28 protein-coding genes and 1 pseudogene are annotated in these 25,372 nt (G+C 66.3%); 17 read left to right on the top strand and 12 right to left on the bottom strand.

Translation table 11 applies throughout. The annotated features are described in order from the left end of the window. Positions 1-103: 103 nt before the first annotated feature. Positions 104-1,696: a murein biosynthesis integral membrane protein MurJ gene (gene murJ / locus EO141_RS11445; RefSeq protein ID WP_127169264.1), complete on the bottom strand. Its 1,593-nt coding sequence runs from the start codon at positions 1,694-1,696 to the stop codon at positions 104-106. A 116-nt stretch (positions 1,697-1,812) separates the two neighbouring features. Between murJ and rpsT the strand changes: the two genes are divergently transcribed. Beyond that, positions 1,813-2,082 (top strand): 30S ribosomal protein S20, encoded by a 270-nt coding sequence (gene rpsT, locus EO141_RS11440; RefSeq protein ID WP_002807888.1) that lies wholly within the window; start codon positions 1,813-1,815, stop codon positions 2,080-2,082. A gap of 91 nt (positions 2,083-2,173) precedes the next feature. Here rpsT and obgE read toward each other — a convergent pair whose 3' ends face one another. The 3 genes from obgE to rplU all read right to left on the bottom strand — a co-directional run bounded on the left by obgE (position 2,174) and on the right by rplU (position 4,067). Continuing rightward, the gene (gene obgE, locus EO141_RS11435) at positions 2,174-3,223 is read right to left on the bottom strand and encodes a GTPase ObgE (RefSeq protein ID WP_104582439.1); all 1,050 of its coding nucleotides are present in this window, start codon (positions 3,221-3,223) and stop codon (positions 2,174-2,176) included. A 250-nt stretch (positions 3,224-3,473) separates the two neighbouring features. Next, a complete protein-coding gene (gene rpmA, locus EO141_RS11430; protein ID WP_003484326.1) occupies positions 3,474-3,734 on the bottom strand; it encodes a 50S ribosomal protein L27 in 261 nt (86 codons plus the stop codon). A gap of 12 nt (positions 3,735-3,746) precedes the next feature. Next, complete coding sequence (gene rplU, locus EO141_RS11425; RefSeq protein WP_016901712.1) at positions 3,747-4,067, bottom strand: 50S ribosomal protein L21; 321 nt, start codon at positions 4,065-4,067, stop codon at positions 3,747-3,749. A 291-nt stretch (positions 4,068-4,358) separates the two neighbouring features. Here rplU and uvrA point away from each other — a divergent pair, with 291 nt between their 5' ends. Together uvrA and EO141_RS11415 are read left to right on the top strand one after the other, a co-directional pair. Then, the gene (gene uvrA, locus EO141_RS11420) at positions 4,359-7,325 is read left to right on the top strand and encodes an excinuclease ABC subunit UvrA (RefSeq protein ID WP_104650273.1); all 2,967 of its coding nucleotides are present in this window, start codon (positions 4,359-4,361) and stop codon (positions 7,323-7,325) included. After that, positions 7,325-7,732: a thioesterase family protein gene (locus EO141_RS11415; RefSeq protein ID WP_104650274.1), complete on the top strand. Its 408-nt coding sequence runs from the start codon at positions 7,325-7,327 to the stop codon at positions 7,730-7,732. Before uvrA ends, EO141_RS11415 begins: the two co-directional genes overlap by 1 nt. Positions 7,733-7,995: 263 nt before the next feature. Here the strand turns inward: EO141_RS11415 and EO141_RS11410 are convergent, their stop codons facing one another. Continuing rightward, on the bottom strand, positions 7,996-8,424 hold the full coding sequence (locus tag EO141_RS11410; protein WP_127169263.1) for a copper chaperone PCu(A)C: 429 nt from the start codon (positions 8,422-8,424) through the stop codon (positions 7,996-7,998). Between the two features lie 65 nt (positions 8,425-8,489). On the opposite strand from EO141_RS11410, the gene EO141_RS11405 reads away from it, so the two are divergent. From EO141_RS11405 to EO141_RS11390, 4 genes are all read left to right on the top strand, one after another. Continuing rightward, positions 8,490-9,260: an enoyl-CoA hydratase/isomerase family protein gene (locus tag EO141_RS11405; RefSeq protein WP_104582436.1), complete on the top strand. Its 771-nt coding sequence runs from the start codon at positions 8,490-8,492 to the stop codon at positions 9,258-9,260. Positions 9,261-9,331: 71 nt separating this feature from the next. Continuing rightward, a complete protein-coding gene (gene tesB, locus EO141_RS11400; protein ID WP_104582435.1) occupies positions 9,332-10,246 on the top strand; it encodes an acyl-CoA thioesterase II in 915 nt (304 codons plus the stop codon). A gap of 148 nt (positions 10,247-10,394) precedes the next feature. Further along, positions 10,395-10,907: a pathogenicity-like protein gene (locus EO141_RS11395; protein WP_104650275.1), complete on the top strand. Its 513-nt coding sequence runs from the start codon at positions 10,395-10,397 to the stop codon at positions 10,905-10,907. A gap of 121 nt (positions 10,908-11,028) precedes the next feature. Then, positions 11,029-12,222: a sigma-70 family RNA polymerase sigma factor gene (locus EO141_RS11390; RefSeq protein WP_127169248.1), complete on the top strand. Its 1,194-nt coding sequence runs from the start codon at positions 11,029-11,031 to the stop codon at positions 12,220-12,222. A 195-nt stretch (positions 12,223-12,417) separates the two neighbouring features. Here the strand turns inward: EO141_RS11390 and EO141_RS11385 are convergent, their stop codons facing one another. After that, positions 12,418-13,005 carry an EF-hand domain-containing protein gene (locus EO141_RS11385; protein WP_127169247.1) on the bottom strand — a complete coding sequence of 196 codons (588 nt, stop codon included), beginning with the start codon at positions 13,003-13,005 and terminating at the stop codon, positions 12,418-12,420. A 40-nt stretch (positions 13,006-13,045) separates the two neighbouring features. Between EO141_RS11385 and EO141_RS11380 the strand changes: the two genes are divergently transcribed. Both EO141_RS11380 and EO141_RS11375 read left to right on the top strand, forming a co-directional pair. Then, positions 13,046-13,960 (top strand): arginyltransferase, encoded by a 915-nt coding sequence (locus EO141_RS11380; protein ID WP_164739177.1) that lies wholly within the window; start codon positions 13,046-13,048, stop codon positions 13,958-13,960. A gap of 52 nt (positions 13,961-14,012) precedes the next feature. Then, a complete protein-coding gene (locus EO141_RS11375) occupies positions 14,013-15,242 on the top strand; it encodes an endonuclease/exonuclease/phosphatase family protein (RefSeq protein WP_241236655.1) in 1,230 nt (409 codons plus the stop codon). 93 nt (positions 15,243-15,335) lie between these two features. Here EO141_RS11375 and purT read toward each other — a convergent pair whose 3' ends face one another. Continuing rightward, a complete protein-coding gene (gene purT, locus EO141_RS11370) occupies positions 15,336-16,538 on the bottom strand; it encodes a formate-dependent phosphoribosylglycinamide formyltransferase (protein ID WP_127169244.1) in 1,203 nt (400 codons plus the stop codon). A gap of 128 nt (positions 16,539-16,666) precedes the next feature. Here purT and EO141_RS11365 point away from each other — a divergent pair, with 128 nt between their 5' ends. Genes EO141_RS11365 through EO141_RS11340 form a run of 6 tightly spaced genes read left to right on the top strand, consistent with a single transcriptional unit; the run spans position 16,667 to position 19,599 of the window. Continuing rightward, complete coding sequence (locus EO141_RS11365; protein WP_127169243.1) at positions 16,667-17,524, top strand: SPFH domain-containing protein; 858 nt, start codon at positions 16,667-16,669, stop codon at positions 17,522-17,524. 9 nt (positions 17,525-17,533) lie between these two features. Further along, positions 17,534-17,818 (top strand): hypothetical protein, encoded by a 285-nt coding sequence (locus EO141_RS11360; RefSeq protein ID WP_115676364.1) that lies wholly within the window; start codon positions 17,534-17,536, stop codon positions 17,816-17,818. Beyond that, entirely contained in the window at positions 17,815-17,994 is a 180-nt protein-coding gene (locus tag EO141_RS11355) for an Arc family DNA binding domain-containing protein (protein WP_115676363.1), read from the top strand. Before EO141_RS11360 ends, EO141_RS11355 begins: the two co-directional genes overlap by 4 nt. Then, the gene (locus EO141_RS11350; protein WP_127169242.1) at positions 17,991-18,179 is read left to right on the top strand and encodes a hypothetical protein; all 189 of its coding nucleotides are present in this window, start codon (positions 17,991-17,993) and stop codon (positions 18,177-18,179) included. Before EO141_RS11355 ends, EO141_RS11350 begins: the two co-directional genes overlap by 4 nt. A gap of 1 nt (position 18,180) precedes the next feature. Further along, positions 18,181-18,786: a PH domain-containing protein gene (locus tag EO141_RS11345; protein ID WP_127169241.1), complete on the top strand. Its 606-nt coding sequence runs from the start codon at positions 18,181-18,183 to the stop codon at positions 18,784-18,786. A gap of 15 nt (positions 18,787-18,801) precedes the next feature. Then, positions 18,802-19,599, top strand: a complete 798-nt coding sequence (locus EO141_RS11340) for a M15 family metallopeptidase (RefSeq protein WP_127169240.1) — start codon at positions 18,802-18,804, stop codon at positions 19,597-19,599. Between the two features lie 35 nt (positions 19,600-19,634). Here EO141_RS11340 and EO141_RS11335 read toward each other — a convergent pair whose 3' ends face one another. The 5 genes from EO141_RS11335 to EO141_RS11315 form a co-directional block, all read right to left on the bottom strand. Beyond that, positions 19,635-20,309, bottom strand: coding sequence for a DNA-3-methyladenine glycosylase (locus EO141_RS11335; RefSeq protein ID WP_115676359.1), 675 nt, complete (start codon positions 20,307-20,309; stop codon positions 19,635-19,637). 2 nt (positions 20,310-20,311) lie between these two features. Further along, the gene (locus EO141_RS11330; protein WP_127169239.1) at positions 20,312-20,683 is read right to left on the bottom strand and encodes a DUF423 domain-containing protein; all 372 of its coding nucleotides are present in this window, start codon (positions 20,681-20,683) and stop codon (positions 20,312-20,314) included. Positions 20,684-20,778: 95 nt separating this feature from the next. Then, a complete protein-coding gene (locus EO141_RS11325) occupies positions 20,779-21,960 on the bottom strand; it encodes an SRPBCC family protein (RefSeq protein ID WP_119132560.1) in 1,182 nt (393 codons plus the stop codon). Between the two features lie 373 nt (positions 21,961-22,333). Then, positions 22,334-22,975: a response regulator transcription factor gene (locus EO141_RS11320; RefSeq protein ID WP_005990002.1), complete on the bottom strand. Its 642-nt coding sequence runs from the start codon at positions 22,973-22,975 to the stop codon at positions 22,334-22,336. Further along, positions 22,975-24,171 (bottom strand): sensor histidine kinase, encoded by a 1,197-nt coding sequence (locus EO141_RS11315; protein WP_127169238.1) that lies wholly within the window; start codon positions 24,169-24,171, stop codon positions 22,975-22,977. Before EO141_RS11315 ends, EO141_RS11320 begins: the two co-directional genes overlap by 1 nt. A 224-nt stretch (positions 24,172-24,395) precedes the next feature. Here EO141_RS11315 and EO141_RS11305 point away from each other — a divergent pair, with 224 nt between their 5' ends. Further along, positions 24,396-24,992 (top strand): GNAT family N-acetyltransferase, encoded by a 597-nt coding sequence (locus EO141_RS11305; RefSeq protein WP_104582421.1) that lies wholly within the window; start codon positions 24,396-24,398, stop codon positions 24,990-24,992. A gap of 3 nt (positions 24,993-24,995) precedes the next feature. Continuing rightward, positions 24,996-25,372 (top strand): annotated as a pseudogene (gene minC / locus EO141_RS11300) (septum site-determining protein MinC); the annotation flags it as partial.

Below are 25,372 nucleotides of genomic sequence, written 5' to 3'. Positions count from 1 at the left end.
TGCGTCCCGGAAGCGGGCAGGCGATTGCGCGCCCGCCTGGCCGGCATCAACCCCCACCGTCTGACCGATGGCTCTGCACCCGCTCGGCCAGCCTGGCAGGCGACTAGCCTTCGCGCAGATGCCGCGGCCGCAAACCGAGCGCCACCTGCGCCACCAGATAAGTCGTCCCGCCGCTACCGACCAGCACTGCCAGCCAGCCGATGCGATCCCACTTGTCCATCACGGTGAACGATGGCAGCCACCACAGCAGGCTCAACAGCACCGCCACCATCGCCGCGCACGCCAGCAGCAGGCGCAGCGCATAGCCGGCCCAACCCGGCCGGCGCTGGTAGACGCCGGACTTGCCCAGCCAGTACCACAGCAAGCCCAGGTTGAGGTAACTCGACAGCGCGCTGGCAATGCCCAGCGCCAGATGCAGACCCGGCTGCTTGCCTAGCGCCTGCATCACGCCCTGCGCCTTGAGCTCGGGCGGCACCATGACCTGGTAGACCACCGCCAGCAAGGCGAAGTTGAACACCATGTTGGCGATCAACGCCGCCACGCCGGCCCGCACCGGGGTACGGGTGTCCTGGCGGGCGTAGAAGGCCGGCAGCAGCACCTTGAGCATGGCGTAAGCCGGCAGGCCGAAGCTCAGGCCATAGACCGACATCGCGGTCATCCGCGTGTCGAAGGCAGTGAACTGACGGTACTGGAACAAGGTCGCCACCAGCGGCTCGGCCAGCAGCAGCAAGCCGAGCATTGCCGGCACTGCGATCAACAGCGTGGTGCGGAACCCCCAGTCCAGCGCGCCGGAGAACGCACTGCGGTCGGTCTTGACGTGATGGCGCGCCAGCGCCGGCAGGATCACCGTGCCCAGCGCCACCCCGAACACGCCCAGCGGCAGCTCCAGAAAGCGGTCGGCCAGCGACAGCCACGACTGCGAGCCATCGGCCAGGCGCGCGGCGATGACCGTGTCCAGCATCAGGTTGATCTGCGCGATCGACGAACCGAACAGGGTCGGGATCATCAAGGTCAGCACCTTGCGCACGTCCGGATGCGTCCAGCCCCAGCGCGGCAGCGTCAGCAGATCGATGCCCCTCAAGGCCGGCAGCTGAAACAGCAACTGCAGCGCACCGGCCACCAGCACCGCCCAGCCCAACGCCAGGATCGGCACCTCCAGCCGCGGCGCCAGCCACAGGGCTCCGGCGATCATGCACAGGTTGAGGATCACCGGCGTCAGTGCCGGAATCGCAAACCGCTGAAAGCTGTTGAGCGCCCCGCCCGCCAGCGCGGTCAACGACACGAACAGCAGAAACGGAAACGTCAGCCGCAGCAGATCCACCAGCAGGCCGTACTTGTCCGGATCGGTGGCCGCGCCATCGGAAAACACCGACGCCAGCTGCGGGGTGAAGATCAGCCCCAGTGCGGTGATCACAAGCAACATGCCACCCAGCGTGCCGGACACCCGCGACATCAGCTCGCGCAGGTCCGCATGCGGGCGGGTTTCCTTGACTTCGGTGAACACCGGCACGAAGGCGGTGGCGAAGGAGCCCTCGGCGAACAGGCGACGCAGGAAATTGGGGATCCGGAATGCCACCCAGAACGCGTCGGTCACCGCATTGGCGCCAAAGGTGGTGGAGATCGCCTGGTCGCGGATCAGGCCCAATACCCGCGACACCATGGTCATACTGCTGAATGAGAGCAGGCCTCTCAACATGCCGGGCTTGCTCACGCAGCCTCCCTCTTGACAACTGACTTGACGTACATAACTAAGCCCATCATACTTTCCCGCTTGCTTTTTCCACTACACCGATTTTTCAGGAACCCACCACCGTGGCCAATATCAAGTCCGCCAAGAAGCGCGCCAAGCAGACCGTTGTGCGCAATGAGCGCAACACGGGCCAGCGTTCGATGCTGCGCACCGCCGTCAAGAAGGTGATCAAGGCCCTTGACGCCAACGATGCTGCAGGCGCCGAAGCTGCTTTCGCCGTCGCTCAGCCCATCCTCGACCGTTTCAGCGCCCGTGGCCTGATTCACAAGAACAAGGCTGCGCGTCACAAGAGCCGTCTGACCGCTCGCATCAAGGCCATCAAGGCCGCGTAAGCGCGCCGTGTCGGCATCACCGCAGGCCTGGCCTGCGGTGGCATAGAAAAACCCGGCCTTGGCCGGGTTTTTTGTGTGCCTGCGCATGCGCTCAGCCGGCATTGCGTGCCTCGAGCTCGTCCTCGCGCTGACGGTCGAAGAACGCCATGACGTCCTTCATGATCGGGAAGGTGCCATCGCGACCCAGCGCCGAGACCAGATACCACGGCGCGGTCCAGCCCAGTTCGGCCACGATCGTCTCGGCCGCGGCGCGCGCCTCGTCCTCGAACATCAGGTCGGCCTTGTTGAGCACCAGCCAGCGCGGCTTCTTCAGCAATTCGGGATCGTGACGTTCCAGTTCGCGCTCGATGGTGCGCACCTGATCCACCGGCGACGCCTCCACGCCACCATCCATCGGCGAGATGTCCACCAGATGCAGCAGCAGGCGGGTGCGCTGCAGATGGCGCAGGAACTGCGTGCCCAGCCCGGCACCGTCGGCCGCGCCCTCGATCAGGCCCGGCACGTCGGCGATGACGAAGCTGCGATACGCCTCGACACTGACTACGCCCAGATTCGGATACAGGGTGGTGAACGGATAGTCGGCCACCTTCGGTGTCGCCGAGGACACCGCGCGGATCAGCGTGCTCTTGCCCGCGTTGGGAAAGCCCAGCAGGCCGACGTCGGCCAGCAGCTTCAGCTCCAGCTTGAGCAAGCGCTCCTCGCCCTCTTCACCGGTGGTGGACTGGCGCGGCGCACGGTTGACCGAGCTCTTGAAATGCATGTTGCCCAGGCCGCCCTTGCCGCCCTTGGCCACCAGCAGGCGATCGCCATGCTGGGTCAGGTCGCCGATGACCTCGTCGGTCTGCACGTTCATCACCACGGTGCCGACCGGCACCACGATGATGCGGTCTTCGCCACCCTTGCCGTAGGCCTGGCGGCCCATGCCGTTCTCGCCGCGCTGTGCCTTGAAGGTGCGCTCATGCCGGAAGTCGACCAGCGTATTGACGTTCTCGTCGGCCACGATCCACACGCTGCCGCCGTTGCCGCCATCACCGCCGTCGGGCCCGCCGAGCGGGATGAACTTCTCGCGGCGAAAGCCGACACAGCCATTGCCGCCATTGCCGGCACTGACCAGGATTTCTGCTTCGTCGACTAACTTCATGAGCTTGCAACCGGGAATTGGGAATGGGGAATAGGGAATCGGCCAAAGAAACCAGCCTACCCCCTGCCGGCGAGCGCACTCACCAGCAAGACAGCAAAGAGCGAGAAGAAACCTGGAGCCGGCTTTTCCGATTCCCGATTCCCTATTCCCCACTCCCGGCCGTCAAACGAAAAACCCCGCAAAAGCGGGGCTTTCCGTCTCGTCCACCGGGCAGCGATGCCTGGCGGACTGGCCTGCATGGAGCGGGCGATTACGCCTCGGCAACCACACTGACGGTACGACGCTTCTTCGGGCCCTTGGTGGAGAACTCCACCTTGCCGTCGACCAGCGCAAACAGCGTGTGGTCACGGCCGAGGCCGACGCCGGCGCCCGGATGAAACTGGGTGCCGCGCTGACGCACGATGATGTTGCCGGCATCGATGGCCTGGCCACCGAAGATCTTCACACCCAGGTACTTCGGGTTGGAATCGCGACCGTTGCGCGAGGAACCTACGCCTTTTTTATGTGCCATGACTGGTTCTCCTTACTTCTTATCGCCACCGGCAATGCCGGTGATCTCGATTTCGGTGTAGTACTGACGGTGTCCCTGACGCTTCATGTGGTGCTTGCGGCGACGGAACTTGATGATGCGCACCTTGTCGGCGCGGCCATGGGCCACGACCTTGGCGGTGACCGAGGCGCCCTTCAGCGCATCGCCCAGCTTGATGCCATCGCTATCGCCCAGCATCAGGACGGTGTCGAACTTGATCTCGTTGCCAGCTTCGACTTCGAGCTTTTCCACGCGGAGCGTTTCGCCCTGCGCGACGCGGTATTGCTTACCGCCGGTTACCAGAACTGCGTACATGACCAGGTTTTCCTCTGTAGTTATTATGGTCGCACTGACGTGCCCTAGGGCAGACAGGAGCGGGATTGTACGGGCTGACGGGGTTTGGGGTCAACCTGCCGGGCGCCGGGCCGCAGCCATGCCCGATCCACCCGTGCAACGCATCATCCGGCCGCCACAGCGGCCCGGTCAGACTGGCATTTGGGGCAATTGCCCTCACCTAGGTCGGCGGGTAGGCTGATCGACTGCCACTCATTCCTGCTGAGCACGCTCGCACCACTGCCGGTTCGCCGGCCCGACATCGGATCCCCCATGGCGATGGATTTCATCCGCATCCGCGGCGCGCGGACGCACAACCTCAAGAACATCGACCTCGACCTGCCTCGCGACAAGCTGATCGTGATCACCGGCCTGTCCGGCTCGGGCAAGTCGTCGCTGGCGTTCGACACCATCTATGCGGAGGGTCAGCGCCGCTACGTCGAGTCGCTGTCGGCGTATGCGCGCCAGTTCCTCAGCGTGATGGAAAAGCCGGACCTGGACCACATCGAAGGCCTGTCCCCGGCGATCTCGATCGAACAGAAATCGACCTCGCACAACCCCCGTTCCACGGTCGGCACCATCACCGAGATCTACGACTACCTGCGCCTGCTGTACGCGCGTGTCGGCCAGCCGCGTTGCCCCGATCATGGTTTCCCGCTGGAGGCGCAGACCGTCAGCCAGATGGTCGACCACATGCTCACGCAGGACCAGGAGCAGCGTTACATGCTGCTGGCGCCGGTGATCCGCGAGCGCAAGGGCGAACATGCCCAGGTCTTCGAGCAACTGCGCGCGCAGGGCTTCGTGCGCGTGCGCGTGGATGGCGAGTTGTACGAGATCGACGCGGTGCCGCCATTGGCGCTGCGCCAGAAGCACACCATCGAGGCGGTGATCGACCGATTCCGGCCGCGCGAGGACATCAAGCAACGGCTGGCGGAAAGCTTCGAGACCGCGCTCAAGCTCGGCGAAGGCATGGTTGCGGTGCAGTCGCTGGACGACCCGGCCGCCGCGCCGCACCTGTTCTCGTCCAAGTACAGCTGCCCGGTCTGCGATTACTCGCTGCCGGAGCTGGAGCCGCGGCTGTTTTCGTTCAACGCACCGGTGGGCGCCTGCCCGAGCTGCGATGGCCTGGGTGTGGCCGAGTTCTTCGACCCGGATCGTGTCGTGGTGCATCCGGAGCTGTCGCTGTCGGCCGGCGCGGTGCGTGGCTGGGATCGGCGCAACGCCTATTATTTCCAGCTGATCGCCTCGCTGGCCAAGCACTACAAGTTCGACGTGGATGCGGTGTGGAATTCGCTGCCGGCCAAGGTGCGCCAGGCGGTGCTGTTCGGCAGCGGCGATGAGGTGATCAGCTTCACCTACTTCACCGATGCGGGCGGGCGCACCACGCGCAAGCACCGTTTCGAAGGCATCCTGCCGAACCTGGAGCGCCGTTACCGCGAAACCGAATCGCCGGCCGTGCGCGAGGAGCTGAGCAAGTACGTCAGCCAGCAGCCCTGCCCGGCCTGCAACGGCACGCGACTGAATCGTGCCGCGCGCAACGTGTTCGTCGCCGACCGCCCGCTTCCCGAACTGGTGGTGCTGCCGGTCAACGAGGCACTGAGCTTTTTCCGTGGCTTGTCGTTGCCGGGCTGGCGCGGCGAGATCGCCAGCAAGATCGTCAAGGAGATCGGCGAGCGGCTGGGCTTCCTGGTCGATGTCGGCCTGGATTACCTGACGCTGGAGCGCAAGGCCGACACCCTGTCCGGCGGCGAGGCGCAGCGCATTCGCCTGGCCAGCCAGATCGGCGCCGGCCTGGTCGGGGTGATGTACGTGCTGGACGAGCCGTCGATCGGCCTGCATCAGCGCGACAACGAACGCCTGCTGGGCACGCTGACGCGGCTGCGCGACCTGGGCAACACCGTCATCGTCGTCGAGCATGACGAAGATGCGATCCGCCTGGCCGACTACGTGCTGGATATCGGCCCCGGCGCCGGCGTGCACGGCGGCGAAATCTGCGCGCAGGGCACGCTGCAGGACATCCTGGATGCGCCCGGCTCGCTGACCGGCCAGTACCTGTCCGGCAAGCGCCGCATCGAGATTCCCAAGCAGCGCCACAAGCCCAACCCGAAGATGATGCTGCATCTGCGTGGGGCCACCGGCAACAACCTGAAGAATGTCGATCTGGACATTCCGGCCGGCCTGCTGACCTGCATCACCGGCGTGTCCGGCTCGGGCAAGTCCACGCTGATCAACGACACCCTGTTTTCGCTGGCCGCCAACGAGATCAACGGTGCCTCGCATCCGGTGGCCGCGCATCGCGAGGTCGAGAACCTGGATCTGTTCGACAAGGTCGTGGATATCGACCAGTCGCCGATCGGGCGCACCCCGCGCTCCAATCCGGCCACCTATACCGGCATGTTCACGCCGTTGCGCGAGTTGTTCGCGCAGGTGCCGGAAGCGCGCGCGCGCGGGTATTCGCCGGGCCGTTTCAGCTTCAACGTGCGCGGCGGACGCTGCGAGGCCTGCCAGGGCGATGGCCTGATCAAGGTGGAGATGCACTTCCTGCCCGACGTCTACGTGCCCTGCGATGTCTGCCACGGCAAGCGCTACAACCGCGAGACGCTGGAGATCCGCTACAAGGGTTTCAACATCAGCGACGTGCTGCAGATGACCGTCGAGGACGCGCTGCGGCTGTTCGAGCCGGTGCCGTCGATCGCACGCAAGCTGGAAACGCTGGTGGATGTGGGCCTGAGCTACATCAAGCTGGGCCAGAGCGCCACCACGCTGTCCGGCGGTGAGGCGCAGCGCGTCAAGTTGTCCAAGGAGCTGTCGCGTCGCGATACCGGACGCACCCTGTACATCCTCGACGAGCCGACCACCGGCCTGCACTTCCACGACATCGAGGCGCTGCTCGGCGTGCTGCACAAGCTGCGCGACGAGGGCAACACGGTGGTGGTGATCGAACACAACCTGGACGTGATCAAGACCGCCGACTGGATCGTGGACCTGGGCCCGGAAGGCGGCCATCGTGGCGGCAGCATCCTGGTCTCCGGCACGCCGGAAGATGTGGCTGCGCACAAGGCGTCCTACACCGGACAGTTCCTGGCCAAGATGCTGCCGTCGGTGAAGGCGCGCGAGACCCGGCCGGCGGCGATGGCCAACAAGCCCGACGCGCGTCCGCCACGCAAGGTCAAACCGGAGAAGGTGGCGAAAGTCGCCAAGTCCGCCACCAAGAAAACCGCGAAGAAGAAGGCAAGCTGATGAGCGAAGAGCACAAGGTGTTGGCACGCATCCCGATCAGCGTGCGCTGGCGCGACATGGACAGCATGGGCCATGTCAACAACGCCAAGTACATTTCGTATCTGGAAGAAGCGCGCGTGCGCTGGATGCTGGGCGTGCAAGGCGTGGCGATGACCGACCGTATCGCGCCGGTGGTTGCGGCCACCAACGTCAACTACAAGCGCCCACTGGTGTGGCCGAACGACATCCTGGTGGAACTGTTCGTCGAACGCCTGGGCAGCAGCAGCATCACCATCGGCCACCGCATCCTCGACCAGAAGGACGAGGGCGTGCTGTATTCGGATGGCAACGTGGTGGTGGTGTGGATCGATACGCAGACCGGCAAGAGCGCATCGCTGCCGGACGCGGTACGCGCTGCCAGCAGCTGAGATTTGCCAGTTGTGCGCTGGATCTCCAACGCCATAAGACGACGGCGGATCTTCCGGGAGCCGCCGTTTTTGTTTGCAGCGATCCTGTCATGCCGCTGCGCGATATCACCGACAGGCCGCGTGATCGGGAACGGACCGACACAATGAAGTGACAGCCTGCTCGCCACCACGCATCGCGTTTGATCGGCTACATCGCGCAGTGGGCTCTGCAAGGACTGCAGCCTGCGAGGCTACAGCCTCGCTCAGCCACGCCCTGCGCGCGGTTACGCCCCCGGCGCGCGCTTGCGCGCCTGCAGCGTGGTCTTGATCTGGCGGCCATCCTGCAGGGTGAAGGTCACCGGCACCTGCGCGCCTTCCTGCAGCGGCGCACGCGCTTCCATCAGCATCAGATGCAGACCGCCCGGCGCAAGCGGCACCGACCTGCCGGCCGGCAACGCCAGCTCCGGCACCGCGCGCATGCGGCTGACACCATTGGTCTGCGTGGTCTCGTGGATGGACACATCGGCAAACGCACTGCTCCTGGCCGCGATGACCTTCGACGGCTGCGCACAGCCGTTGTGGAACTGCCCGAATCCCGCTGCCATGCCCATGCCACCAGGCGGCGGAATGCGGATCCAGCCGTCCTTGAACTCGGGCAGGCACTGCGCGCCAGCGCCTGCACTTGCCAGCATCAGCAACGCACCCAGCAGCAGGCACCGCTGCATGCGCCGCCTGCTTCGACTGCCGTCTATCATGACCCAACCTCCAGGAGCCCCGAATGAGCATCCAGATCTTAGACCATGGCCGTCTTCGCGAAATCCGTCTGGCGCGCCCGCCGGTCAATGCACTGGACAGCGCGTTGTGCCAGGCGCTGAGCGTTGCGGTGCAGCAGGCCGGCGAGGAGACCGACGGCATCGTGCTGTCGGGCAGCGAGCGGATCTTTTCCGGTGGCATGGACGTGCCGCACCTGCTGGCGCACGGCACCGACCGTGCCGCGTTGCTGGCCAGCTGGACGGCCTTCTTCGAGGCCGCACAGGCGCTGGCCAACAGCCGCGTGCCGGTGGTGGCGGCCATCGGCGGGCATGCGCCGGCCGGCGGCTGCGTGCTGGCGCTGTGCTGCGACTACCGGGTGATGGCGCGCAGCGCCGATACCGCCAGGCCCTATGCGATCGGCTTGAACGAGGTGCAGGTGGGCCTAGCCGCACCGGAAGGCATCCAGCGCCTGTTGCGCCGTGTGGTCGGTGCGCACCGCGCCGAGCGCCTGCTGATCTCCGGCCAATTGCTGCCTGCCGAACAGGCGGTCACGATCGGCCTGGTCGACGAACTGGTCGATGGCGACCTGGTCACCGCCCGCGCGGTGGCCTGGCTGCAGGAGCTGCAGCAGCTGCCACGCCAGCCGATGCTGACCACGCGCGCGATTGCGCGCGCCGATCTGCGCGCGGCGCTGGCACCGGAGCTGATCCAGCTGGAGCGCTTTGTCGACGGCTGGTACGCGCCCGATGCACAGGCTGCCTTGCACGGCTTGGTCGCGCGGCTGCAGAAGGCCTGAAGCCGCTACCGGCACGGCGCGCACGGGTGGCCCGCTATAATCGCGGTCCGTCGCACGCCCAGGCCAGCCACTTGTCCGCCACTGCTGAACCCGTCGTCTCCGAACTGATCAGCCTGCTGTCGCTGGAGCGCCTGGAAGACAACCTGTTCCGCGGCCAGAGCCGCGATATCGGTACCAAGTACGTGTTCGGCGGGCAGGTGCTGGGCCAGGCGCTGGCGGCCGCGCAGGCCACCGTGGACAACGGCCGCCAGGCGCACTCCCTGCATGCTTATTTCCTGCGCGCCGGCAACATCGACCACCCGATCGTCTACGACGTCGACCGCACCCGCGATGGCGGCAGTTTTTCGGTGCGCCGGGTCACCGCGATCCAGCACGGCAAGGTGATCTTCTTCTGCGCGGCCTCGTTCCAGCAGCGCGAGGACGGCGCCGAGCATCAGTCGGTGATGCCGGTGGTGCCGCCGCCCGAAGACATCGAACCCACTCCGCCGTTGGCAGCGGAGGTGCTGGAGAAGCTGCCTGCCAAGGTGCAGCGCTGGCTGTCGCGTGGCGGGCCGTTCGAGTTTCGCCATGTCTTCCCGCGCGACGAACTCAGGCCGCCCAAGCGCCCGCCGTTCCAGCAGATGTGGCTGCGCCTGAGCGACCCGGTCGGCGACGACGTGGGCCTGCACCAGGCCTTGCTGGCATATGCCTCGGATTTTCAGCTGCTGGGCACCTCCACGTTTCCGCACGGCATCAGCTACTACACGCCGAACGTGCAGATGGCTTCGCTCGATCACGCGCTGTGGTTCCACCGCCCGTTCCGCACCGACGACTGGCTGCTGTATTCGCTCGACAGCCCCACCGCGCAGGGTTCGCGTGGCCTGGCGCGCGGGCAGTTCTTCACCCGCGATGGCGTGCTGGTCGCCAGCACCACGCAGGAAGGCCTGATCCGCGTGGTGCCCGACGGCAGTACGATCGCCGTGCCGGCAAACGACGTGCCATGTTGATGTCTCCACTGCGTTGGCCGTGCATCGGCATGCCGGTTGCCGCGTCCACCTTGCCGCGCGGATCGATGCCCCTGGCTTTCCTCTTCTTCAGCTCGGACACGCGCCCTCGCCATGCGCCCTGTTCGGCAATCGCCGGCACCCCTTAAGCATGCGCAAGATCTTCAGCAGTCAACGTATCGAAACCGCCGAAGGCGTGGCCGATCTCCTGCGCAACGCCGGCATCGACGTGCGCATGAGCAACGGCCGCTCCTACGAGAGCAAACGCAGCGGCCAGTTCAGCTACCTCGAACAGGGCAACGCGCAGGCCTATCCCACGGTGTGGATCGTGCACGCCGACGACCAGCCGCGCGCACGCGACCTGCTGCGCGACGCACGCCTGCTCGACACCACCCGCCGCGATCTGCCGAATGTGGAATACACCTTCCGCGACGGCGAAAACGGCTCCAGCACCAACGCGCGCAGCTGGGCCTGGCGCATCCGGCTGGTACTGCTGCTGGTGATCGGCGCGGTCGCCATGTTCGTGGTGCTGCGCCATCGCAATGCGCCCGACGCAGTCGGGCCGGCGGCACAGCCGGCAGCGCGGCAGGCGCCTGCCGGCACCACGGCGCCGCCAGCCGCAGAGGACGAAGAAGTGCGCGTGCGGATCCAGCCGGCGCGCTGAGCGCGATCAGCCAGGGTGCAACGCGGCCACCCGTCGCTGCGGTCGGCGCGCCACCACCATCCCCCCGGTCACATCCGGCGCTCGCATGCGTCATGCTGGGACCAGGACATGGATCACGCCGATGCACTCCGACACGCTGGAGCTGATGCTGCAACACGAATTGCCGGTCGCTGCCGCCGGCTGCCAGCAGGCGTATGGCCGCATCGTGCGCGCCTGCCAGAACACGGTGACCGCCATCGCGCTGGCGATCACCCGCGATATCGCTGCCAGCGAAGACATCGCACAGGAAGCCTTCCTGCGCGCCTGGCAGCGACTGGCACAATTGCATCAGCCGGCCAGCTTCCTGCCCTGGCTGCGGCAGATCACCCGCAACCTGGCGCGCGACTGGCTGCGCGCCAACCGGCATCGTGCACTCAGCGGCGAGGCGGCCGAGCTTGCGATCGCCATGGCCGCCGACCCGGCCCCCTCGCCCGCCGACCATCTGCTGCAGGTGGAAGAAGAAATCGCCGCGCTCGACATCATTTCGGCATTGCCCGAGGAAAGCCGCGAGACGCTGCTGCTGTACTACCGCGAAGGCCAGAGTTCACGGCAGGTCGCCGCACTGCTAGGCCTCAGCGACGCGGCCGTGCGCAAGCGCCTGTCGCGGGCGCGGGCCAGCGTGCGCGGCGAGCTGCTGCGCCGGTTCGGCGAATTCGCGCGTGGCAGCGCGCCCAGCGTGGCCTTTGCCACTGCGGTGACCTCGGCAACCCTGCTGGCCGCACCCGGGACGGCGAGCGCAGCCATCGTGCTGAGGGGCATGGGTGGCGCGGGCAAGTTAGGCGTGAGCGGGCTGACCGGATCGGCACTGGGTGGGGGCGGCGCTGCCGGTGCGCTGAGCCTCTGGCTTGGCATGCCGGCGCTGTTCGCCGCCGGCGCCGTGCTGGTTGCTGGAGTCGGCACGTACTGGTCGTGCTGGTATCTGCTGCGCTTTGCGCAGACCGCCGCCGAGGCCGCCGCGATCCGTCGTTTCCTGCACGCCACCACGCTGACATCGGTGCTGGTGGTGGGCGGCACGCTGCTGTTGAAACATCTGGATGCGGGCGCGTGGGCGTCGTTGCTGATGCTCTGCGCAGGCGTGGCGGTGCTCAACTATCAATCCATCCGGGTGCTGCCCCGCGTCATGCGCCCGATGCTGGAACGCGATGCGCAACGACGCGGCAGCACGCAGGCACCGCTGCTGTATCGCTGCATGTTCAGCCCGGGTGCGACGCTGGTGAGCACGGCGGCAGTCATGCTGCCCATCCTGCGGCACTACATGAAGCTGGGGATGCTCTGATCCCGGCGTGACGTCACCGCCGCAGGCACCAATGGCGAACATGTCCAATCAACAAAAAACGGCCCCCTGCTTGCGCAGGAGGCCGTCGGTCGATCGGCGCCTTGTTGCGTAGTGCGATTTACATGCTGCAGCGGATGCGGGGACTGCCCCGGTCGCAGCACTGCGACCGGGTAGCGCTACCGCGACGGGAGGAACTCAGTTGCCCGCAGCAGGCTTGGCCGGCATCGGACGCTTGCCGTGCTCGCCATGCTCGCCCGGACCGCGCGGGCCATGCTCGCCACGCTGCTTGGATGCGGCATCGAACTCGGCCTTGCTCAGCTTGCCGTCCTTGTCGGTGTCGGCCTTGGCAAACCACGCGTCGCGATGCTGCTGCATGCGCAGTTCACGGTCGGCGCGATCGACAAAGCCGTCCTTGTTGACGTCCATCTCATCGAAACGCGCAGCGAACTTGGGCTCGGCCTTGGCTTCTTCGCGGCTGATGCGGCCGTCCTTGTTGGTATCGAGCTTGCTCATCCATTCACCACGTCCACTACGCCCCGGGCCGCGGTGATGCGGGCGCTCGTCGCGCGACAGCTTGCCGTCCTTGTTGGTGTCCAGGGTGTCGAACTGTGCGGCCAGCTTGGGGTCGGCAGCGGCCTCGCTGCGATCGATCACGCCATCGCCGTTCTTGTCGAGTTTGGCAGGACGCGGCGCATCGCCGGCGGCAGGCGGAGCGGCGAACACCGCGCCGGTGGACAGGGCAGCCAGCACGGCCAGTGCGAGAAACGGTTTGCGAGACGTCATGGGAAACTCCTGGGATGTGGGAACCACACGCGGCACCTGCATGGGCCGCATCGCGTGGGTGGCGCATCCGGATCCACCGTGCGCTGCCACCAACACCCACATCAACGAGCCATCGGCGCGCGCGTTGACGCGGCGACCGGGCGTATTCATCCGGCGGACAGTCGCCGCTGTTGCGACGCGCAGGCGCTATCCTGACGCCATGGCCATCCACGCCGACACCCATGACGACCTGCGCCTGTTCCAGACGGGCGAGCATGCCTGTGGCTACTGGTCCGACCGCCGCGCACGCGACCTGGTGCTGGATCCGCACGATCCGCGGCTGGGCGCGATCTATCCGCAGGCCCTGGCATGGGGATTCCGTCGCTCCGGCGATCTTGTCTACCGGCCGCATTGCGAACATTGCCGCGCCTGCGTGCCGGTGCGCATCGCGGTGGATGCGTTCCGCCCCGATCGCAGCCAGCGCCGCTGCCTGGCGCGCAACACGGACCTGGTGGTGCGCGTGGTCGCCGCCGAACGCACCGACGAACAACTCGCGTTGTACCGGCAGTACCTCCAGCACCGCCATCCCGGCGGCGGCATGGACGAACATGGCGCCACCGAATTCGACCAGTTCCTGATCGGCGGCTGGTCGCATGGACGCTTCCTGGAAATTCGCGAACCCGCAGTGGCGCACGCGCCGGGGCGACTGCTCGCCGTTGCGGTCACCGATGTCACCGATCATGCGTTGTCGGCGGTGTATACGTTCTACGCACCGGATGCCACTGCGCGCAGCCTGGGCACATTCGCGATCCTGCAGCAGATCCAGTGGGCGCAACGCGAGCGCCGCGCGCATGTGTATCTGGGCTACTGGATCGACGGCCATGCCAAGATGAACTATAAGCGCCGCTTCAGCGCGCTGGAGGCCTACGACGGCCGCCAATGGCGCGGGCTTCCTGCCGCTGCACCGGAAGGTTGAACCACGCCGGGACGACATCGGCCTGTCGTCTTGCACATGCGAGAATGTGGCGATGATCAGACCTTTCTTACTGCTTGCGCTGACCGCGCTGTGCGCCGCCTGCGCACATCAGGCGACCTCTCCGGATACAAGCGCCAAGGCAACTGCCGCCTCCGCGCCGGCCCGGCTGCGCATCGCCACCTACAACACCTCGCTGTATTCCGACCAAGCCGGCGGCCTGGTGCGCGAGCTGCAAGGCGACAGCGCACACGCGCGCAAGATCGCCGCAGTGCTGCAGCGGGTACGCCCGGATCTGGTGCTGCTCAACGAGTTCGATTTCGACCCCGAGCACCGCGCCGCCGACCTGTTCCAGCAGCGCTATCTGCAGGTTGCCCAGCCGGGCGGCGGCGAGGCGTTGCGCTATCCGTACCGCTATCTGGCCCCGGTCAACACCGGCGTGCCGAGCGGCCTGGATCTGGACAACAACGGCAGCATCGGTGGCGACGGCCGCACCCGCGGCAACGATGCCTGGGGCTACGGACTGCACCCCGGCCAGTACGGCATGCTGGTGCTGTCGCGCTACCCGATCGATGCGCAGGCGGTGCGCAGTTTCCAGTTGTTGAAATGGAGCGCACTGCCGGGCGCGCTGCGGCCGACCGACCCATCCAGCAAACGATCGTTCTATCGCGATGCGATCTGGGCGCAGCTGCGGCTGTCGTCCAAATCGCATTGGGACGTGCCGGTGCGCACGCCGCTCGGTGTGGTGCATGCGCTGGTCTCGCACCCCACCCCGCCGGTGTTCGATGGCGCCGAAAAGCGCAACGTCGCACGCAACCATGACGAACTGCGGCTATGGCGCGAGTACCTGGACAATCCCAAGGACGCCGGCTGGCTGTGCGACGACCAGGGCCGCATCGGCGGGCTGCCCGCCGATGCGCGCTTCGTCATTCTCGGCGATCTCAATAACGACCCGGTCGATGGCGCCGGCCGGCACGATGCGATCCGCGCGTTGGTCACGCACCCGCGGGTGCTGCAGTACCCCGCGCCGCACAGTGCAGGCGGCCCGGAAAAAACCGCCGAGTACGCCGCGCAAGGCATCGCGCACAAGGGCGATGCGCACCAGGTCACCGGCGACTTCGGGCCGCAGGCGGGCACGATGCGCCTGGACTACGTGCTGCCTTCGCGCCAGTTCAGCTTGATCGGCAGCGGCATCTTCTGGCCCGCCAGCACCGCGCCCGAAGCGGCCATTGCCGACGGCAGCGATCATCATGCGGTGTGGGTGGATGTGGCTGGGGAGCCGTGATTGGGGATTGGGGATTCGAAGGGTCGGGCTGTTGCTTGTGGCGTGGCGCGAATGCAGCTTGTCGCCGCAATCGCGCCATGCCGATCACCGCACTCAGGCGTCCAGTTGAACCTGTAATGCCTCGGCGGCCGTACGCGCCTTCGCGCGCGCGGCGTCGATGCTGTCCGCGCGCGCCAGGGTGACGCCGACGCGGCGGTGACCGTCCACGCGCGGTTTGCCGAACAGACGCAACGCGGCATCCGGGTCGCGCAGGGCCTGCGCGACGTTGTCGAACACCGGGACGCCATGGCCATGGGCAAGCAGCGCGCACGAGGCCGACGGGCCGCTCTGACGGATCACGCCACCGTCCTGCGCACCGACCGGCAGGCCGAGAATCGCACGGGCGTGCAATGCGAATTCGCTCAGGTCCTGCGACACCAGCGTGACCAGGCCGGTGTCGTGCGGGCGCGGCGAGACTTCGCTGAACCAGACCTCGTCGCCCTTGACGAACAACTCCACGCCGAACAGGCCCAGGCCGCCCAGGTCGTCGGTGATGGCCTGCGCGATCTGCTGCGCGCGTTGCAGGGCGGCCGCTGACATCGGCTGCGGCTGCCAGCTTTCGCGGTAGTCGCCATCCTTCTGCCAATGCCCGATCGGGTCGCAGAACGACGTGCCGCCAGCATGCCGCACGGTCAGCAGGGTGATCTCGTAATCGAAGTCGATGAAGCCCTCGACGATGCAGCGGCCGGCACCGGCGCGTCCGCCGGTCTGGGCGTACTCCCAGGCCGCATCGATGTCCGCTTCGCTGCGCACGGTGCTCTGGCCCTTGCCCGAGGACGACATCACCGGCTTGACCACGCACGGCAGGCCGACCGCGGCGATCGCCTCGCGGTACTCGGCGGCCGTGTCGACAAAGCGATACGGCGAGGTCGGCAGGCCCAGCGTCTCGGCTGCCAGGCGGCGGATGCCTTCGCGGTCCATGGTCAGCCGTGCGGCGCGCGCGGTCGGGATGACCCGCTGGCCCTGCTCGCGTTCCAGCGCGACCAGCGTTTCGGTATGGATCGCCTCGATCTCCGGCACGATCAGGTGCGGTTGCTCCTGGGCGATCAGTGCGCGCAGCGCCTGCGGATCGAGCATGTCCAGCACATGCGAACGGTGTGCGACCTGCATCGCCGGCGCGTTGGCGTAGCGATCGGCGGCGATCACTTCCACCCCGAAGCGCTGCAATTCGATCGCCACTTCCTTGCCCAGCTCGCCCGAGCCCAGCAGCAACACGCGGGTGGCGGAAGGCGACAACGGCGTGCCGAGAGTAGTCATGAGCGCGGTCCAGATCGGATGGGGGGCCGCCATTCTAACGGGCAGCCATCACGACCGACGACCGAAGGCCTTGCATCGACTGATATCACTTTGATATCTTTTTTGCACTTCCCAAGGACACCGCCCTCATGAAAGAGAAGCCGATCAGCTCACTGCCGGGCATCCCCGTCGTTCTCGTCGCCGCTGCGGCATTCGCCGCTGCTGTCTGGATGCTGCTCACCGGCGACGCCAAGCCTGCAGCACTGATCACCACCGGTGTGGTCGGGGCGGCTGGCATCTTCTTCCTGGCCGGCCTGTACACCCTGGAACCGAACCAGGCGGCGGTGTTGAGCCTGTTCGGCAAGTACGTCGGCACGGTCAAGGACCCGGGCCTGCGCTGGAACAGCCCCTTCTACGCCAAGCGCCGGGTCAGCCAGCGCGTACGCAACTTCGAAAGCGGCCGGCTCAAGGTCAACGAACTGGACGGCAGCCCGATCGAGATCGCCGCGGTGATCGTGTGGCAGGTGCTGGATGCCTCCGAGGCGGTCTACAACGTCGACGACTACGAGAGCTTCGTGCATATCCAGTCCGAAGCGGCGCTGCGCGCGATGGCCACCAGCTACCCCTACGACCAGCACGAAGACGATCAGATCTCGCTGCGCAGCCATCCGGCCGAGATCAGCGAGCAGCTCAAGCGCCATCTGGACGAACGCCTCACCCAGGCCGGCGTGGACGTGATCGAGGCGCGCATCAGCCACCTCGCCTACGCGCCGGAAATCGCCCAGGCCATGTTGCAGCGTCAGCAGGCCAATGCGGTGATCGCCGCACGCACGCGCATCGTCGCCGGTGCGGTGGGCATGGTGGAAATGGCCTTGTCCGAGCTGCAGAAAAACGGCGTGGTGCAGCTGGACGAAGAGCGCAAGGCGCACATGGTCAGCAACCTGCTCACCGTGCTGTGTTCTGATCGCGGGACCCAACCGGTGGTCAACGCCGGCTCGCTGTATTGAGGTGATGCAATGAATGTCATGGTGCCGTTGGTCGTCGCGCTGTCCGGCTTGCCTGCACTGGCAATCGCCGCCTCCATCGGTGCGGACGACGACGAGCGTGCGCGCGGCCTGGGGCTGCGCTGGGCCTTGATCAGCCTGGTCATCCTGGTCGGTGCCGCCTGCCTGTACTGGGCCGGCGACAACCGCGCCGGCATCTACGCGGTGGTGATCGGCATGCTGGTCGGCGTGAACGTGTTGATCGTCTCGATGGTCATGCACCTGCGCCGCCACAGCGGCCGCGGGGAGCGCGAATGAGCGAGAAGAAGGCCTATCCGCTGCGCATCAACGCCGATGTACTGGCCGCCGCGCAGCGCTGGGCCGACGACGAACTGCGCAGCCTCAACGCGCAGATCGAATACCTGCTGCGCGATGCCCTGCGCAAGGCCGGGCGCCTGCCAAAACCGCGCGATGACAAGGAACCGCCGACATGAACACGCAGCTGGATTCTCCGCTTCTCGCGCTGACACACACACTCGCCGATAACATCAGGCGCGATGACAGCCGGGACGCATCGATTGCGCGAGGTCACTCTGGTGGGAAACTGACCAAGCTCACCAGGCACCGCACCCCGAGCACGACGTCGCTAATGTCGCTGGCGTTGAAGAAGACGCTCTGAGATGGCGAAGCGATCCGGCTCACCCCAAAGCACTGCCACAGCGCCCAAAGGGCGTGCCGGGCAACACCCGCAGCCGCGCCGACGCGACTATGCTGCGGCTCCGGCGACGCGCTGGAGCCTGGCAATCTGGCTGTGGCTACCGCTGTTGATCGCTGCCGGCCTCATCGCTACCGCGCATGCAAGCAGTCATGACGGACCCGGTACGCTGATGGGGCATTTGGGCATCCTGCTGACAGTGGCGGTGGCGTGCACGGTTGCGCACGCGCGACGCAGCGTCCAGCTGGACGACAACCGCCTGATCGTCCGCTCGACCTTCTTTACCAAGCGTGTGCCACTACACGCGCTCCGCCTGGACAGCGCACGCATTGTCGACCTGGCCGAACACACGGCGTTCAAACCGGGCCTGCAGTTGCTCGGCTTTGGTTATCCGGGATTCAAATCGGGGCATTACCGCAGCAAATCCGCAGCCAGAGGCTTTTATCTGCTGACCCATTCCAGGCGGGTGCTGATTCTGCCGTTGCGCGACAACGGCCTGGTGGTCCTCAGTCTTGAGCAGCCACACCAGTTGCTCGAGGATTTGCGCCAGCTGGCCGTACGCCACGCTTAGCCCTACCCTGTTGCGATGCGCCCGCCCCAGACCCTGCTGCTCAATACCACTGCCATCGAACTGTGGCCGGCAAACCTGCTGCGCGCGCGCAGCAACGCGGATGCGCGCGTGCTGGCACAGGCCGATTGGGTGCTGCGGCGCAAGCGTGACGGACGCTATCTGGCCGCGCATCTGCCGCAGGGCATGATGCCGTTGATCCCGCGGCTGGTACGCGAGCCGGGTCTGGACGACGCGCTGGACCGGCTGCAAGCCACCGCTGCGCGCGCACGACAGGCACGGGGCGCAGTGCTGGCCATCGACGGCTTACAAAACCGCTTGACCCAACTCGGGCTGGACGCAGACGACTATGTGCAGCGAACCGGCCTGCAGCTGACCGCCGAGCCGGCGACCTTGCACTTTGCCGGGCACGATCGCTTCGATCGGCCGCTATGGCTCAGCGCCGGCGCCGCGCGTGCGTGGCACTTCATGCGCGCCGCCGCATTGCACGCGGACATCGTGCTGGATGCCATCTCCGGCTACCGCAGCCACGATTATCAACTGGGCATCTTCGAGCGCAAGTTCGGGCGCGGACTCACACTCGAACAGATCCTGGCAGTCAATGCCGCCCCCGGTTTCAGCGAACACCACAGTGGCGACGCACTGGATATCGGCACCCCGGGCGAACCGCCGGCAGAAGAATCGTTTGAGGCCACGGCTGCGTTTGCCTGGCTGAGCAGCCACGCACCGCGTTTTGGCTATCGTTTGAGCTACCCACGCAATAACCTGCACGGCATCGTCTACGAGCCGTGGCATTGGCGCTGGCATGCAGGCTGATGCGTGCGACGGTCGCGCACGGGTCCCGTGCGCGATCACTCCTGCGAGCGCGGTGTCGGCACCTTGGCAGCCACGCTGAAGTCGGCGATCTTCCACAGATAGAACGCGGCATAGCTGCGGTACGGCCCCCAGCGTTCGCCGCGGATGGCCAGTTCCTTCGGCGTCGGCATCTGCTCCTGTCTGTCCACGCGCTGGGCGCCCTTGCGCACGCCAAGGTCGTCGACGGGCAGCAGGTCCGGGCGACCTAGCCGGAACATCAGCATCATTTCCACCGTCCAGCGGCCGATGCCGCGCACCGGCACCAGGGCCTGGACAATCGCTTCCTCGTCCATGAAGGCGAGCTTGCGCAGGGAAGGAATCTCGCCATCGCGCTCACGGCGCGCCAGATCGCGCAAGGCCAGCGACTTGTTGCCGGAGACACCGCACGCACGCAGTGCCGCATCGTCGATGCGACCAAGCGTGTCTGCATGCAGGCGCGACGCACCGATGGCCACTTCCACCCGTGCCACGATTGTCGATGCGGCCTTGCCGCTGAGCTGCTGAAACAGGATCGCGCGCGCCAACGCATCCACCGGGTCGAACGGCTTGCGCCAACCCGGCTGCGCGGCAATCGGGCCGATGCGCTTCATCCATGCACCCAGCGCGCGATCGCGCCGGGTCAGGTGCGCGAATGCGGCCTCCACATCGAATCCGCGGGCGTGGCGCGGCATGCTCAGCGCCTCAACGCGCCGATCGCCAGCACCACCCAGCCCAGCATCAGGCTGACCCCGCCAATCGGCGCCAGGCTGGTCGGCCAGTGCAACACCGCGCCACCGGCCAGGCTGCCGGCAAACAGCAGCGTGCCGAGCAACAGCAGATACAGGCCGATCCGGCCAAGCGCACGCGTCTCGGTGGCGCCGAGCACCGTCAGCACGGCGCCGTGGCCGAAGGCATACAGCGCTGCCAGTTGCAGCCGCGATTGCACCAGCGCATCGGTCACGCCATGCGAGGCATAGGCCGACAGGCCCACCGCGATGGCGGCCAGCAAGGCGCCGCAACACGCCAGCAGCGAAGGATGTTTCTTGCGACGTTCGAGCAGGGACATGAAGGCGGTTCCATTGCAGCGCCGTGGCGCAAAAAAAAACGCGCCGCAGGACTGCGGCGCGTTTTGGTCTGGATCAGGTCATCGTGGCGAAACGATTACTTGATGGCCCAGTAGACGTCGTAGGTACCGTCCTGTGTAAACGACTTGTCCACGCCGCCCTTCCACGACTCGTACGGACGCTCGGTCACGTCGTTGCCGTTGGTGGCAGCCCAGGCACGCAGGGAGCTACGCACTGCATCCAGGCCAGCCATGTGGCCTGCATAGGTCGCAAATGCGGAACGGTGTGCCTTGGTGCGCTCGTACTTGACCGGTGCTTCCGACGGGATGTTGACCTTCAACTCCTCGCCCGTGGCAGCAACCGGCGTTGCATCCACAGGTGCGGCAGCCGCGGCGTCATCCTTCTTGGCATCAGCCTTGGCGGTGTCGGCCTTGGCGTCGGTCTTCGGCGCGCCACCGGCACGCTTGCGGACCGGCTGCACCACGTCGAAGGCGTACTTGTCGGAGGCAAAGTCGGTGGTCACGATACGGACCGGACCAGCAGCCTCGAGGCCGTTGGCGTCCATCACGCGCTTGATCCACTCCTGGTTGTCCTTGATCGATTTCTTGATCGTCTCGTTGTCACGATCGATGTTGCCTGCGTTGACGACCAACAGGTCCTCGGCCGGCACATCGACGATCTTGAGATCGCTCAACACCGGCTTGCCGTCGAGCTGGGCGCGGTAGTCGAAATTCGGCACGGTGGCCAGTGCAGTCGCCAGACGCGACAGACCCAGCTTCAGGTCGTCGCCCACGTGGCGGCTGACATACAGACCGGCATAACGACCGAACAGGTTCCAGCCGTACTTGACGCTGTAGTCCTGGGTGATCTTGACGTTCTTGTTGTTCTTGCCAGTCGGCGCAAGGGTGAAGTTGGTGACTTTGTCGTAGCCCTTGGTGGGATCGTCGATCGAAATCTCAACACGCTCGTTCTTGACGCTGTTGGTGATCTCCCAGCTGCCGTCGCCGATGTAGCCTTCGGTGGAGCTGTATTCGACGCGTGCACCCTTGCCCTCTTCCGGGCCGACCAGCTTCAGCTGGATCTTCGGGTCACGCAGCACAAGCGGGTTCCAATCCTTGAAACGACGGAAGCTGTTCACGGTGTCGTAAACAATCGTCATCCTGCGGTTGGTCTCAACACTCTCGGACATCTGCCGCTCCGAGGGCAACACCAAGCCCACCACGACAAACAAGCCAGCCACGATCCCCAAGGCGATCAGGAACTCGATAATACGGGTCATTCAGGAGGTCTCCGGGGCCGATCCCACGGCCGGGTTGAGTGAAGCGAAGCCGCCATCCTAGCAGGCTTCGAGAAAGATGTTCAGTTGTGCGACGGGTAGCGCGGTCTTGCGGTGTCATCCACCGCGCAACCGCGCGGTCCATGACTGCGCAATCCCAACCTGCACAAGGGTTTGGGCAGAGTGCGCGCAGCTATCATGCACATCGCGCGATGCCTGTGTGTGATGCGATGGCTGCCGGCGCCGTTTTCGGCCTCCGGCAGCGCGCTGTATCCGGTCCGGAAACGACCAGACCACCCCGCCGCGCCCGCTGGCGCACGCGCGGCGGAGCGCACGCACCGCCGCAGGCCGGAAGCAGCGCCACCTGCGTTGCCGATCAGACCAATTGCAGTTCGAAGGCCTTCAACACCGCGCGGGTGCGGTCACGCACGCCGAGCTTGGACAGGATGTTGGAGACGTGGTTCTTGATGGTGCCCTCGGCCACGCCCAGCGAGTTGGCGATCTCCTTGTTGGAAAAGCCGCTGGCCATCAGCCGCAGGATCTCGGTCTCGCGGTCGGTCAGCGGATCGGGCCGGTCCAGGCTGACGAACTCGTTGCGCATGTGCTCCAGGCCCGACAGCAGGCGCTGGGTCACCGCCGGCTGCACCAGCGAGCCGCCGTCGGCCACGGTGCGGATCGCGCCGACCAGCTGCTCCAGCGAGACGTCCTTGAGCAGATAGCCCTTGGCGCCGGCCTTGAGTCCGGCCAGCACCAGCTGGTCGTCGTCGAAGGTGGTCAGGATGATGGTCGGCGGCAGCGTGCCGTTGCGCGAGAGCATCTGCAGCGCTTCCAGGCCGGACATCACCGGCATGCGCATGTCCATCAGCACCACGTCGGGCTGGATCTGCGGGATCTGCTCCACCGCCTGCTTGCCGTCGGAGGCCTCGGCCACCACTTCGATGCCGTTGTCCAGCGCCAGCAGCGAGCGGATGCCCTGGCGTACCAGGGTTTGGTCGTCGACCAGGCACACACGGATCATCAAAACACTCCTTGAGTAACGGCCGCAGGCATCAGTGCCGGCGCGCCTGGAACGGAGATGCGCAGGCCGAAGCCGCCACCCCGCCGGGTCTGGATCTCCAACTGGCCACCATACTGGTTCAGCCGTTCGCGCATGCCGCGTAGCCCGTTACCGGGCGCCACCGTCTCGGCGCCTTGGCCGTCGTCGCGCGCGTCGATCAGCACGCTGTCTCCGTCCCGGCGCACCTGGATCCACAGGTTGCGCGCACCGGCGTGGCGCACCGCATTGGTGATGATTTCCTGGGTACAGCGCAGCAGCACATGCGCGCGCTCGGGATCGTCCAGGGTCAGCGGCTGGGCGATGTCCAGATGGATGTCCAGCGAGGGCACCTGGGTCACCAGCGGGCGCAGGGCCGCTTCCAGGTCGATCGCGCCGCTGTCGCGCAGCTGGCTGACCGCTTCGCGCACATCGGTGAGCAGCAGCTTGGCCAGCGTATGCGCCTGGCGCACATGCTCCTGGGCCTGGCCGTCGGTGATGTGGCCGGCCACTTCCAGGTTCAGGCTCAGCGCGGTGAGGTGGTGGCCGAGCAGGTCGTGCAGTTCGCGCGAGATGCGGGTGCGCTCGTTGACGCGGGCGCTTTCGGCCAGCAGCGCGCGGGTGGCGCGCAGCTCGGCATTGAGTCGGCGCTGTTCTTCGCGGGCATCGGTCTGCTGGCGCGCGACTAGGCTGGTCACGAAAATGAACATCGAGAAGCCGCCGTACAGCAACGACTGCATCAGCGCGGCGAACAGGGTGAAGTCCGGGCGCAGGTAATAGAACACCGGCAGCACCGCCAGCTGGCTGAGTACCAGCCAGGCCACGCCGATGCGCAGCGGCAGCAACCAGGGGATCACCCCGGCCGCCACCATCATCAGGATGCTGCCCAGCCCGGTTCCGCTCAGATAGCTCACCGCCAGCGCGAAGATGGTCAGCAGCAGCAGGATCAGCCGGTCGTACCAATGGGCGTGGCCGCCGCTGCTCAGGCCGCGGGTCAGCCAGAAGTAGCTGGCGCCGAAACCGACGAAGAACGCCGACATCAGCAGGCCCTCGGCCACGCTGCGGTGGTCGCCCTCCTCGGCGGCCGGCCAGTAGGTGTACACCAACGGCATGGCGATCATCGCCCAGGTGAACAGGCCGGCGAAGCGCAGGACGCGCGTATGACTGAGGTATCCCAACATGCAGGCATCTTAGGCGCTCGCCGGGCAGCTGCCCTCTTGCCGGAAGTCATGCTTGTGCTTGCACGGACGGACGGTCCCGGCAGCAAGACCTCCCGGCGTCGGCGTGGTGCGGCCGCCTCGTACGCACAGGGCCGGCACATGGCGGGTCGCCGCTTCAGGCCACGCATGCAATAATCCGACACAGATCCGATTTCGGGTCGAGAGCGTTACCCCACGGAGTCCCAATGTCGATCGTTATCCGCGACGTGCGCGAGCACGAGCTCGATTCCGTCCTGGCCCTGAACAACAATGCCGGACTGGCAATCCTGCCGCTGGATTCAACCAAGCTGCAACGTTTCTACGAGCAGGCCGAATATTTCCGCGTCGCCGAGCGCGACGGCAACCTGGCCGGGTTCCTGGTCGGGTTCGGCAGCGGCAGTGCGCATGACAGCAGCAATTTCGCCTGGTTCCGGGACCGTCACCCGGAATTCTTCTATATCGACCGCATCGTGGTCGCCAGCCGCCGTCGCGGCGGCGGCGTCGGGCGTGCGTTCTATGCCGATGTGCAGAGCTATACCGAGTTGCGCTACCCGCAACTGGCCTGCGAAGTGTTCCTGGACCATGGCGCCGATGCGGCGTTGCTGTTCCATGGCAGCTTCGGCTTTCGCGAGGTCGGCCAGAACACCATGGCCGATGTCGAGGTGCGCGCCAGCATGCTGATGAAAGACATGTGCAGCTATCCGTGGGTCAAGGAGACCTATGCCGGCAAGTTGCCGGACCATCTGCCGTGGGTCGGCCGGCCGCGGCATGCCGCCACCGACAACCCGTCGACGGGGAGCTGAGGCGTGGCAAGCGTGAATGTGGATTTCGAACAGGCCGGCGAACTGAAGATCGGCCAGGTGGGCATCGCCAACCTGCGCGTGCGCACGCTGGACGTCCCGCGCCTGGTGCGCGAGATGCGCGAACGCGTGACCCGCGCGCCGAAGTTGTTCGGACGCGCGGCGGTGATCCTGGATTTCGGCGGGCTGTCGCAGTTGCCGGACCTGGACACGGCCAAGGCGCTGCTGGACGGTCTGCGCGATGCCGGCGTATTGCCGGTGGCACTGGCCTACGGCACCAGCGAGATCGACCTGCTCTCGCAGCAGCTCGGCGTGCCGCTGCTGGCCAAGTTCCGGGCGCAATACGAGCCGACCGCGGTAAGCCCGCCGCCGCCCCCGCCTCC

Origin of the sequence: Xanthomonas sp. BRIP62415 (assembly GCF_003993515.1) — a bacterium.
GTDB classification, from domain to species: domain Bacteria; phylum Pseudomonadota; class Gammaproteobacteria; order Xanthomonadales; family Xanthomonadaceae; genus Xanthomonas; species Xanthomonas euroxanthea.
Note: the sequence above shows the minus strand (reverse complement) of the source record. Positions and strands in the feature narration are given on the sequence as shown.